Annotated in this window: 11 protein-coding genes; 7 read left to right on the plus strand and 4 right to left on the minus strand. The window is 58.8% G+C overall.

What is annotated here, in order from left to right:
* Nucleotides 1-299: 299 nt before the first annotated feature.
* Entirely contained in the window at nt 300-1,463 is a 1,164-nt protein-coding gene (locus OA90_RS20960; protein WP_068416911.1) for a porin, read from the plus strand.
* 204 nt (nt 1,464-1,667) lie between these two features.
* On the opposite strand, the gene OA90_RS20965 is transcribed toward OA90_RS20960, so the two are convergent.
* The 3 genes from OA90_RS20965 to OA90_RS20975 all read right to left on the minus strand — a co-directional run bounded on the left by OA90_RS20965 (nt 1,668) and on the right by OA90_RS20975 (nt 5,797).
* The gene (locus OA90_RS20965; protein ID WP_068416915.1) at nt 1,668-2,225 is read right to left on the minus strand and encodes a TetR/AcrR family transcriptional regulator; all 558 of its coding nucleotides are present in this window, start codon (nt 2,223-2,225) and stop codon (nt 1,668-1,670) included.
* Nucleotides 2,226-2,479: 254 nt separating this feature from the next.
* A complete protein-coding gene (locus OA90_RS20970; protein WP_068416919.1) occupies nt 2,480-3,310 on the minus strand; it encodes a DUF2189 domain-containing protein in 831 nt (276 codons plus the stop codon).
* A gap of 240 nt (nt 3,311-3,550) precedes the next feature.
* Complete coding sequence (locus tag OA90_RS20975; RefSeq protein ID WP_068417006.1) at nt 3,551-5,797, minus strand: mechanosensitive ion channel domain-containing protein; 2,247 nt, start codon at nt 5,795-5,797, stop codon at nt 3,551-3,553.
* Nucleotides 5,798-6,038: 241 nt separating this feature from the next.
* Here OA90_RS20975 and OA90_RS20980 point away from each other — a divergent pair, with 241 nt between their 5' ends.
* The 3 genes from OA90_RS20980 (at nt 6,039) to OA90_RS20990 (ending at nt 8,494) form a co-directional block, all read left to right on the plus strand.
* Nucleotides 6,039-6,464, plus strand: a complete 426-nt coding sequence (locus OA90_RS20980) for a DUF805 domain-containing protein (RefSeq protein ID WP_068416922.1) — start codon at nt 6,039-6,041, stop codon at nt 6,462-6,464.
* Between the two features lie 131 nt (nt 6,465-6,595).
* Nucleotides 6,596-7,753, plus strand: a complete 1,158-nt coding sequence (dapE, locus tag OA90_RS20985) for a succinyl-diaminopimelate desuccinylase (protein ID WP_068417009.1) — start codon at nt 6,596-6,598, stop codon at nt 7,751-7,753.
* 147 nt (nt 7,754-7,900) lie between these two features.
* The gene (locus tag OA90_RS20990) at nt 7,901-8,494 is read left to right on the plus strand and encodes a hypothetical protein (protein WP_068416924.1); all 594 of its coding nucleotides are present in this window, start codon (nt 7,901-7,903) and stop codon (nt 8,492-8,494) included.
* A gap of 119 nt (nt 8,495-8,613) precedes the next feature.
* Here OA90_RS20990 and dapD read toward each other — a convergent pair whose 3' ends face one another.
* Nucleotides 8,614-9,468, minus strand: a complete 855-nt coding sequence (gene dapD / locus OA90_RS20995) for a 2,3,4,5-tetrahydropyridine-2,6-dicarboxylate N-succinyltransferase (protein WP_156510581.1) — start codon at nt 9,466-9,468, stop codon at nt 8,614-8,616.
* A 474-nt stretch (nt 9,469-9,942) separates the two neighbouring features.
* Between dapD and OA90_RS21005 the strand changes: the two genes are divergently transcribed.
* From OA90_RS21005 to OA90_RS21015, 3 genes are all read left to right on the plus strand, one after another.
* Entirely contained in the window at nt 9,943-10,848 is a 906-nt protein-coding gene (locus OA90_RS21005) for a DMT family transporter (protein ID WP_068417011.1), read from the plus strand.
* A 123-nt stretch (nt 10,849-10,971) separates the two neighbouring features.
* Nucleotides 10,972-11,475: a GNAT family N-acetyltransferase gene (locus OA90_RS21010; RefSeq protein ID WP_068416934.1), complete on the plus strand. Its 504-nt coding sequence runs from the start codon at nt 10,972-10,974 to the stop codon at nt 11,473-11,475.
* Between the two features lie 69 nt (nt 11,476-11,544).
* Nucleotides 11,545-11,761, plus strand: a 217-nt coding sequence (locus OA90_RS21015; RefSeq protein ID WP_156510582.1) for a transposase, incomplete at its 3' end; no start/stop codon positions are given.

An 11,761-nucleotide genomic window follows, 5' to 3' on the forward strand; every position in this document is an offset into this window, starting at 1 on the left:
ATCAACGACGTACCTAATATGTTTTGACTCTGGGGCTGATGCCGTTATCCGGAGCGATGGCTTTTGTAAAAAGTCAATAAAAACAAAGTGTTGTAAAAATGCTACTCGGAAGTTGATTGTAGTTGGTGAGTGCGCAAAGGGCTTGATTGTAAGGCTGAAAGTTGGAAGAACGTAAGTAGGCAAGGAAGTAGAAGAAAGCTAAATCTACAAATTGCAAGCCAGTTTACTCTGGTTTGCGGTCGGGTTAAGTGGTGATGTTCTCTTTATTGCTTATATGAACGTAAAATTGGAGAATAACGATGAAACTCAAGAGCTTGATGCTCGGCGCTGCAGCAGCTGCTGCCGCTACCACCGCCCAGGCAGCCGACCTTCCGGTTGCTCCGGAGCCGGTCGATTACGTTCGCGTCTGTGACGCTTACGGCGCACGCTTCTACTACATCCCGGGCACCGAAACCTGCCTCCGCGTTGGCGGCCGTGTTCGTACCCAGATCGTAGCCAACAACGTTCTTGAAGACGGCGCATGGAGCGATCGCGACTCCGACGGCTACTCCTGGCTGGCTCGTGGTTACCTGTACCTTGACGCTCGCACGGCTACCGAATTCGGCACGCTGCGCACTTATGTCTCCATGTACGGCAACTCCACAAATGGCGATGCCTCCGGTTTCGTCATGGACAACGCCTACGTCCAGTGGGGCGGCCTGACGGCTGGTCGTCTGACCTCAAACTTCGACATCTTCACCGGTCAGGCCTTCATCGGTGTTGTCGATCGTGACTGGTCGGACGTGACCGTGAACCAGGTTGCCTACACCGCTGCTTTCGGCAACGGTTTCTCCGCAACCATCGCTATTGAAGACCGTTCCAGCCGTGAAGCTACCGGTTCCGCAGCAGGCGGCGGTGTCGTGAACTACGGCGGCACGCGTGCTCCGGACGTCGTTGCTGCTCTCGGCATCTCCCAGGGTTGGGGTTCCGCACAGCTGTCCGGTGCTTTGCACCAGGTTTACCCGGATGCAGCTGCTAACGCCGGCAACAACGGCGGCGAAGACGAAATGGGCTTTGCAGTCGGCGGTGGCGTAGTCGTTAACCTGCCGATGGTTACCCCGGGTTCGAACATCTTCTTCCAGGGTTTCTACGGCGACGGCGCAATGGCCTACATCTCCACCTTCGGTGGAATTGCAGACAGCAACGGTTCGGGTGACACCTCCACAGGTTACTCCCTGTCCGCTGGTGCCTTCATCCAGGCAACTTCGACCATCGGTCTCGCACTCGACGGTTCTTACCTCGATGTTGACGCAGCCGCTGGCCTGAACGACGTGACCCGTTATGCGATCGACGGTTCCGTACAGTGGGAGCCGGTCTCCGGTTTCGTAATGGGTGCTGACGTTGGTTACGCCAACACCGACTACGACGTCACTGGCGACACCGACGAACTCCTCTTCGGTGTTCGTATGCAGAGGACGTTCTAATCCTCTACAAGCCTACTGGCTGTGGTCACTGACCTCCTTGACCTCCAGTCAGTCATGCGGCCCGGCAGACTCCAAATCTGCCGGGCCGTCCCCTTATGGGTCCATACCCTAAGGGTCCAGGGCCTTTCAGGCGCACGAGACGGTTGAGCAAGGAAAGCGGGTTGCGTTCGGGCGATCTCTTGAATTCAATTTAATGAAACATGCTCAATCTACGCTGTTCAAGACCAGTTGCCGCAGTGCGCGATAAGAACGGTGTACCTGGTCGATGTTTACCGCATACTTCTTCCACTGTTCGAAGGAGAATCTGATAAAGTCACAAAGATCCTCGAATTCTACATTTTCCAGGCGCATGCGATTCTTGTACGGTTTGAGCAAGTCAGCGATGACGCTGTTATAAATATTAATAATATTGTTTTTTTTATCTTGAGACATTTCTTCGGTAGCTTGAAGAATCTCTTCCCGGTGAGGCATGGTCATTATGATCTTGCACGGCTCAAGGGTAAGAAAACCGAATGCCACATCCAGCCGTTCCCCGAGATCGTCAATCGCGGCGCATTGCCTTGAGATAGCGCACGCCGATTGCCGGGCGCGATGTTCCAGCGCTCCGTAAATCAGTTCTTCCTTGCCATCATATGCATTGTAAATCGATTGCCGGGCAACGCCTGCAGCCGTCGCAATTTCACTCATGGTGGTTTTCTTCACCCCATAGTGAGCAAAAAGCTCCAAAGCTGTTTCGACAATCTTGATATTACGTTCATTCATACCTATTTGATATGGTTACCGTCAGCCAATGTCAATTTCTGGTAATAACTTCGAGAGCGGTAATATTCAAGAAAAAGCCGGTCTGCGAACTCTGCTCGGCGGTTTGATCAAAATCAGTTTTTTCTCAATTGCGTTCAGTGAAATGAAATACCGATAAAATGCGGGGCCTTATTGCTTCCGGTCCGGGAACGGATTCTGGGTGCCCGGCTAAGCAAAGTCACGGTAGTCTTCGTCGTCACTTGTGAGACCGGCGTCTACCTCCCGTGCTCCTCCGGGATCACCACGCATTTCCTGTAAAGATGCCAGGTGGTATGGCCGAGAACGGGAAGGGTAACGACAAGCCCGATAAAGGCCGGAACCATCGAGACGATGAGAAGAGCTGTCACCGTGAAGGCCCAGCCGATCATCGGAACAGGGGACTTCACCACGGCGCGAACGCTGGTAATCATCGCGGTGATGAAATCGCGGTCTTCTTCCAGCAACAGCGGGAAGGAAATCACCGTCAGAGAGAAAAGAACCAACGACAGCACAGCGCCGACCACATGGCCGACAGCCAGGAACATCAATCCCTCCGGCGTGCTGATGACCTCGTTCAGGAATTCCTGGAAGGACGCGAACGAGCGAAAGCCCAGGAAAAGGGCGAGCAGCAGGCGCACCTGATACATCCACATGATCTGAATGAAGAGAACCACAAAGGCCATCCAGGACAGTTCCCGGCTCTTCTGCGCCCACATGGTTCCGAATATTTTCGACCAGGACAACTCTTCACCTGCGTTCAGCCGGCGGCTGACCTCGTAGAGACCGACCGCGGCGAACGGGCCGATCAGCACGAAACCGGCAGCCGCCGGATAGGACAGGTAGCTCATGTTGAGCGCGGCGGCGCTGAGAACGACGAAAAGACCGCCAAGCGCGAAGACCGCGCCGATGCACAATCCGTAGACCGGAGCGCGGCGAAAATCGGCAAGGCCGGCGGCCAGGGCGTCGATGACATCGTTGACGCTGATCGTGTTGACTTGCGGCATGGGCCGGATGCCGTCGCCTGCCGGAGTTCCGGGGCTCATCGGGGCCGTCTTGTTCTCGTTCATCCGCCAGCTTCCTCCCAAAAGCAGCCCGCCTCGCGCAGGCAGGCAATCTTAGCCGGGAAAATCAAGGCCGTTCAATGAGGAGAAGAACTTATGCCAACCTCAACAAATCGGTTCTTGTTTGTTGAGGTTGGCAATACATCGTTCCCCCGCATCCAGGCGCGAACATTCCTCATGCCATGACGACCGGAAGCCCGCGTTACGGCATGAGGCTTGCGAGGGGGGACGGAGTTCCGGTGAGCGCTATCCCCCTGCCGGTTTTGGTTCGCTAACGGATTCCGCCGCGACCGCTGCGACCTGTTGCTTCTGCTCATTGTCGAGCTTGCCGTTGTCCGGCATATGCACTCGGACTTCCTTGCGGGCGAACTGGATGCCGTTTTCCTCGAACGCCTGCTGGACGCGTTTGTAGATTTCCTTGCGCATGCCGAACTGCTTGCCCGGTTTGGTGGTGAATTTGCCACGCACCACGATGCCGACATCATCGACATCGGCGACGCCCTGCCCCTTGAAGGGTGCCAGAATGTCGTCCTTGAACTCCTCCATCTCCATGATTTCCTGACCAATCTTCTTGAAGAGTTTGCGGACCTTCTCGACATCTGTATCGAACGGCACGGTGAACTTAAGCTTCATGATCACCCAGTCACGGGAGAGATTGGTGAGTTTGGGAATTTCGCCATAGGGCACGATGTGAACGGCACCTCGTGTACCGCGCAGTTGCAGCGAGCGGATCGAGATTTTCTCGATGGAGCCCTGCGTGCCGCCGGCGTCGATGAATTCACCCAGGCGGAAGGCATCGTCCATCAGGAAGAAGATGCCCGAGACCACATCGCGGACCAGGGTCTGCGCGCCGAAACCGACCGCCAGGCCGATGACGCCGGCCCCGGCCAGAAGCGGGGTGATGTTGACGCCGAGTTGACTGAGGGCCAGCAGCACCGTGAGCGTCAGAATGGTGATCTGCGAGACAACGCGGATCAGCGGCAGGATCGTTGCCAGTCGGGACTTGCCGGCACCGCCCATTTCCGCGTCGTCGTCCTCGTTCGCCACGGGTGGGGAATCCTTGGCAAGCTGATGGGCGACCCACAGATTGATGATTTCCCAGGCAAGATACCCTGCGGCGAGAATCAGCAGCAGGATGACGGTATGCCGAGCGACGGCCGATTCACCGCCACCGCCGATTGCCAGAAGGTTCAAGCCGTAGATTCGTCCGACCGCCAGGATCAGGAAGGCGATGAGGGCAACGCGGGCGATCCTGACATAGCTGTGCCGTGACTGCCGATGGGCGGCTTCCGCCACCGGGCCTTCCCCCTGCATCGGAGGAATGATGTGCGCGACGATGCCGCGCGCCATCGTGTCGAGGAACGGCGCGAAGACGACAAGAATGATGACGGCGAAGGAGCGGGTCGCCGTCAGGGACTCAATGCCCATGCTTATGGAAAACTGAACCAGCAACCAGTTGAAAACGATGAAAGCCATGGAGAAATAGGGCCAGAAACTTGCCATGCGTTCCAGGCCGCTGGTTGGTTCCTCTTCGTCTCCCAGAATGATGTTGGTCAACCCGTGCCGGGCCATCCAGAGGACCGCGACAATCCACGCATTCACCGCGAAACTGATGAAGAACCGGAACGTTTCGCCGATGGCTGCGTCCGCATCGCGAATGATAAAAAACAGGAAGAAGGCGACGCCGACAAAGGCGAACAGCATTGTAAAATTGCGATAGAGCGATTTTGCGGTGTGATCGTCCGCCGTGACCAGACGCAGTTCAGGCCGGTGCGGGGCAAGCGCGAAACGTAAGAGGGCCGCGATCAGCCGTGGCAGGAATACAATCCAGAAGATGGCCTGAAAGGCGACTGTTTTCACCATCGGATCGACAAGGAAGATCCGGCCCACGGCAATGACGACGATCGCGAAAACGATCAGGCCGCCGAGGTCGAGGCCGGCCCGGGTCGAGACCATCTTGACGGTCTCAAAGAGGTTTTCCGGAGAATGGTTTCGCAGACTTGCGCGTCTGGAGGCCGCCAGCCGGTTCACCAGGAACTCGGCGATAAAACCCGCGGCAAGGAGAAGTGCAATCGCACCGGCAAGAATATGAAAGGGTCCGGCGATCTTTCCGGCAACGAGATCGCCGATGCTGTCAAAGAGACCGGTGAAAAGCGCCGGCAGGTTGCGGAAATAGCCCGCGATGGCCAACCCAAATTTGTCCACTGCCGTTTCGATCTGCTCGAAGACGCCGGGTTTCCTTTCATCAGCCGTTGCTGCCTGGTCTTTTGCTTCGGCACCCTGTTGCAGCAGGGTCATGAGATCCGTCAGCGCTTTCACCTGTTGCGCGTCGAGATCCGATACAAGTTTCTCAATCGATTCCTGCTGAAGGGGCACGGGAAGAGTGGAGGCGCTGCTCTGTGCGGCGGCCGGAGCTGTCGGCACCAATAAGACCTGGATCAGGCACAGGAGAGCCATGCAGGCGGTTACTGTCGTCTTCCAAACACCGGTCATCAGCGTGTTCCCCTTCATCGCTGTTGAAGCATATGCGGTCAGGTATGATACGCAAACCGTGCAATTTTTATTAAGTTACGCAACGTCGATTCAGGTGCAAAGATCGGAAGCTCACGGCAATGGGGGGCTTGCATCGCGTTCTGCCACACGAAATGCGCCGGTTGGAAACATGACAGAGCTTGATCAACGCGGCTTATGCGTCTACGTCCAAGCCAGAACGATCTACAGCGAGCGGGATTGAATGAGCACGCCCCAACGAAGCGCGAATATTACACCGGGCATATTCTGGGCCCTGCTGAGCCCGATCGGCCGTATGAGCAGGCTTCCCTACTGGATGTGCTTTGCCTTCATGTGGGTCGTCATCGGCATCGCGATCCGTCTGTGGTGGATGTCGCTCACCGAATTGCCGACCCCCGAGACGGTGACGGTCAACATTTTCGTAAGCTCCAATCCGTTGCTGCCGTTTCTGCTTCTGGTGCTCAACTGGTTCGAGCTGGCGCTGGTCATCAAGCGTCTGCAGGACATCGGCCAGAGTGGATTTCTCGCGTTGCTGATCTTCGTACCCGTCGTTAATCTGCTGGTGGTGCTGGTTCTGGGCTGCATTCCCGGCAAGCCGGAAGCGAATCGCCACGGCCCGTTGCCGAACAGCTACTGGCGCAGGAACTGATCGGGTCGGCCGGCATTCCCGTCAAGTTCCGGCAGCCGCACAGCGGGTCTGTTTTCAGCGACGACTGCACCTGATGCAAAACCGGCTGCAAGTGTCCCGATACCGATAAACAAATGTGGAGTTCTCCTGCGATGCCGTCTTCCGCCGTCACCATCGCCCGCGACCTGATCCGCTGCCCGTCCGTGACACCGGCCGAAGGCGGCGCGCTGTCCTTGTTGCAGGAGCTGCTGGCAGGGGCGGGGTTTTCGGTCTCGCGTGTCACCTTCAAGGATGACGGCACGCCGGATGTGGACAATCTTTTTGCCACCATCGGCACCGGAAAACCGCACTTCGTCTTTGCCGGTCACACCGACGTGGTTCCGGCCGGGGCGGCGGGCGACTGGCGTCACGATCCGTTCGACGGCACGATTTCCGATGGTTTCCTCTTCGGCCGCGGCGCGGTGGACATGAAGGGCGGCATCGCCGCTTTTGCCGCAGCGGCGCTGGATTTCATCGGCGAGGCCGGTGCGGAATTCGGCGGCACGATCTCCTTCCTGATCACGGGCGACGAGGAAGGCCCGGCGGTCAACGGCACGGTGAAGCTGCTGCAATGGGCAAAAGAGCAGGGGCATGAATTCGACGCCTGCATCGTCGGTGAGCCGACCAATCCGGACAGGCTCGGAGATGCCATCAAGATCGGCCGGCGCGGATCGCTGTCCGGCATGGTGTCCGTCACCGGCGTTCAGGGCCATGTCGCCTATCCCCATCTGGCGGACAATCCGGTCCCCGGTCTGGTGCGACTTGTCGCGGCGCTGCATGCCCTTGAACTCGATCAGGGCAACGAACGCTTCCAGCCGTCCAATCTGGAAGTGGTGAACATCGACGTCGGCAATCCGGCGTTCAACGTCATTCCCGCCCGCGCCGAAGCCCGCTTCAATATTCGCTTCAATGACGCCTGGACGCTGGACAACCTTAAGGCAAAAATCCGCGACACCCTGCAGTCCGTCGATCTCGGCAGCCTGCAGCTCGACATAGCTTTCAGGCGCGATGCCAGCGAATCCTTCCTGACCAGGGACGAGACGCTGATTGCCACACTCGGCAAGGCCGTCGAGGCGGAAACCGGCCGCGTTCCGGATCTTTCCACCGGAGGGGGAACCTCCGATGCGCGCTTCATCAAGAATTATTGCCCTGTGGTGGAATTCGGCCTCGTGGGACAGACGATGCACAAGGTCGACGAATGTGCCGCCGTGGAGGATCTTGACCGGCTGGTGGCGATCTATAAACGTTTCCTGGCGAGCTATTTCTCCTGAAAGCCTCGCGCGGGGATATGGCCGCCGCCGCAACGCTTTCACACTTGGTATTCACCCACCTGCTTTCATATAATTCCACATGGAAGCCGGGCGGGGCCGGACATTTGAATTCGGGACATTGATCCTGTTAACGGGAGCGCGTCGACCTTGGTAAGTTTGAGCGAAATTCGGGCCGCGCTTGACGGGTCCTGGCTGCTGTTGCGTAACCGGCCGGAAGGGATGACCTATTTCGACCAGTCCATCCAGGGCTTCTGGCGGTCGTTTTCGGCGGTCTTCCTGCTGATCCCGGCATTCCTTCTCAGCGGCCTCGCCGAAAAGGAATTCTATTTTTCCGAAGGACTGTTCCAGCCGGGGACCTTTCCCGACGGGGCCTACTGGACGGCGCAGCTCATCGGCCTGGCGGTGGACTGGGTCACGCTGCCGCTCCTGCTGGCCGTACTGGCGGTGCCGATCGGTATTTCGAAACGCTACGTGCCCTTCATTGTCGTGCGCAACTGGACCAGCCTGCTGGCCTCCGTGCCCTATCTGATAACCTATGTGCTTTTTCTGCTGCGGATCATCCCACCGGGCATTGCCGTACTGCTGTCGTTTTCCAGTCTTCTGGCGGTCCTCTGGTACCGCTACCTGGTCGCCCGCATCGCCCTCCAGGCCACCATCAGCCTCGCCGTCGGCATCGTCGTGCTCGACATCGTGCTGACCCTGGTGATCTCCCAGATCGTTGGAAATCTCTGGGGCGTTTAGAGCCCGGATTAGCGACTGCGGAAGAAGCGCCAAACCCGGCCTGATCCCCTTCCCCCTTGTGGGGAAGGGTTAGGAATGGGGGTAAACGGCGCAGCCGTATCCGGCGGATCCGGTCCCGATCAGTCGCGCAGCAGTTCGTTGATTCCGGTCTTGGAGCGGGTCCTTTCGTCGACGGTCTTCACGATGACCGCGCAATAAAGGTTCGGAGCCGGTTCGCCGTTGCCCATTTTGGTGGCGGTCGGCATGGACCCGGCGACGACCACGGAATAAGGCGGCACTTCGCCATAGCTGACTTCGCCGGTCATGCGATTGACGATCCGTGTCGACTGGCCGATGAAGACGCCCATGCCAAGCACCGAACCCTCGCGCACAATGCAGCCTTCCACGACTTCCGAGCGGGCGCCGATGAAGCAGTTGTCCTCGATGATGACCGGGCCCGCCTGCAGCGGTTCCAGAACGCCGCCGATGCCGACGCCGCCGGACAAGTGCACGTTCTTGCCAATCTGCGCGCAGGAGCCGACCGTCGCCCAGGTGTCGACCATCGTGCCCTCGTCCACATAGGCGCCCAGATTGACGAAGGACGGCATCAGCACGACGCCCTTGCCGATGAAGGCGGAGCGGCGCACGGTGCAGTTCGGCACGGCGCGGAAGCCAGCCTGCTCGAAATCGACACCGCGCCAGCCGTCGAACTTGGAGGGAACCTTGTCCCACCAGGTCGCATCGCCCGGGCCGCCCTTGATGACGTCCATCGGGTTGAGGCGGAACGACAGCAGCACGGCCTTCTTGGCCCACTGGTTGACGACCCAGTCGCCGTCCTTCTTTTCCGCAACGCGCAGCTTTCCGTGGTCCAGAAGGGACATTGCGGTGTCCACCGCGTCACGGATTTCACCAGTGGTCGAGGTGCCGATGGAATCGCTGTCCTCGAAGGCGGCGTCGATGATTTTGGACAGGGCGGCGAGATCGTGGGTCATCAGAAAGAAGGTCTCCGGCGGTGTCGAATTAAGCGCGGACCTAAGCCGCCGCGCCGCACACTGTCAAGCGCTTCACGCCTTCAGGACGTCCCATTCGGCGGTTTGCCCCCCGCATCACGGTTCCGGACGCCGCCATTTTCTCTCGCTCGCCCACCCACCCAGGTTGCTCCCACTCTTTTTTCGCCGTCCCGGACCTGATCCGGGGCCTCTCCCCCTGCTTTGCCGCCCCGGACGTGATCCGGGGTCTTGGGCAGATCCAGAGCAGATCCCGGATCAAGTCCGGGACGGCAAACGGGGAGGGCTCCAGTCGGAAGCGGATCTCGCCGGACGCGAACCGCCGCACTGCCTGCAAGACGTCCCCGGAGATCGGCAAGGTTGAGCAAATCTAACCGGTGGGTTTCCTTTTCGCGGGATATTCAGCCGCCCGGGACGGGCTATGATGACGGCAGTTCAACGCATTTCGGAAAGCCGCTCCCTTTGGAACTCTGGATCCCCATCACGATCGCCGCCGCGTTCTGCCAGAACCTGCGCACGGCCCTGCAGAAACATCTCAAGGGCAGGCTGGGCACAACAGGTGCGACCTTCATCCGTTTTGGTTACGGGGTCCCTTTCGCCGCGCTATATGTCGCCTTTCTGCATTTCGGCCTCGGCCATCCGATGCCGGATCCGACCGCCACGATGCTGGTCGCCGGTGCGCTTGGCGGCCTGGCGCAGATTCTGGCGACCTTCCTTCTGATCCACCTGTTCTCCTTCCGCAATTTCGCGGTCGGCACGGCCTATTCCAAAACGGAGCCGATCCAGGCGGCCCTCTTCGGCTTCGTGGTGCTCGGTGAACAGGTTTCGCTGATGGCGGCGGTCTGCATCCTGATCGGCATTACCGGTGTCATTGTCATCACGCTTGCCCGCGTGCCGATGACGCTCAGCGCCGTCAGGTCGTCGCTGATCGGCCGGCCCGCCCTGATCGGGCTGGCATCCGCCGCCCTCTTCGGCGCCTCGGCGGTGGCCTACCGCACCGCGTCCCTGTCCCTCGACGGCACCACCGTCGCAATGCAGGCCGCCTTTGCGCTGATCTATGCAACATCGTTCCAGACCGTCGCCATGGCCGCGTGGATGGCCGTGCGCGAACCCGACCAACTGCGCGCCAGCCTGGCCGCCTGGCGCAGCGCGGTCTGGGTCGGCATCGCGGGCGTCGCCGGATCGGCCGGCTGGTTCACCGCAATGACCCTGCAAAACGTCGCCTACGTCCGCGCCCTTGCCCAGATCGAACTCGTCTTCACTTTCCTGGCCTCCTGGCTGTTCTTCAAGGAAGTGATCGCAAAGTCGGAAATCCTTGGCTGTCTCTTGATCGTGCTGGCGGTGGTGGGGATTGTGCTTCTGGGGTGAGAGGACACTGCGGCGTTCGGACGGACGTCACCCGAAACGACTGCTTTGCGCCCTCCATACGGTCTTTGACGACGTTGGATCCGTTGCCCGAAAGCGAACACCTTTTGCGGCTGGTATAAATCCATGATCAAGCACGAAATCCGGGATATCGTTGAAGCCGATGCCGATCAACTCATGGCTTTGTGGCGGGAGACGTGGACGGCCACTTATAGCCCAGTTCTTGGGAGTGAAGCTGTGGCCGCCATGCTGGAGGACCTTGACCAGAACAAGCTGGACGGAATGCTTCCCGGCAAGGGTGAGCGGGGAATTTGTCTTGCCAGCGATGAGGGAATTATCGGAACCGTAGTCGTTGCAGAAAGGTGCGCCACAGCCCAGATCTGGGGCCTCTACGTGCGGCCGCGGCATCAAGGATGTGGCTGTGGTACGAAGCTGCTGGCAGCGGCCTGTAATCCGTTGCCGCCGGAAATGAAGATTGAGGTTCGCGTCCTATTCACCAGCGAGCCAGCCATATCCTTCTACAAAAGGCACGGCTTTGTTGAAATCGGAACTGAGTGCTCCGTCCTTCCAGGACATGTGAGCGTACCAACGTCAGTGATGCTTGCTTCAGTCGGCGAGCTAAGAGCCTGATTTAAAAGTAGTTGAGTGATATCAAAGGGTTGTGATTCAACCGTCTTTGTCGAGAAGATGGAGGATCGAATGCCCTGGGATGATATCACTCGCAAACAGCATAACCGGGACGATCTGCGTTATCCAACTGATTTGATGGATCGGGAATGGGCGATTTTGGCGCCGCTGATCCCTCCGGCCAAATCCGGCGGTCGGCCACGCAAGACCGACATGCGAGAGGTGGTGAACGCGGTCCTTTATATCGCGGGCAGCGGCTGTCAGTGGCGGGCACTGCCGAAGGACTTTC

Origin of the sequence: Labrenzia sp. OB1 (assembly GCF_001624695.1) — a bacterium.
Lineage (GTDB): Bacteria > Pseudomonadota > Alphaproteobacteria > Rhizobiales > Stappiaceae > Roseibium.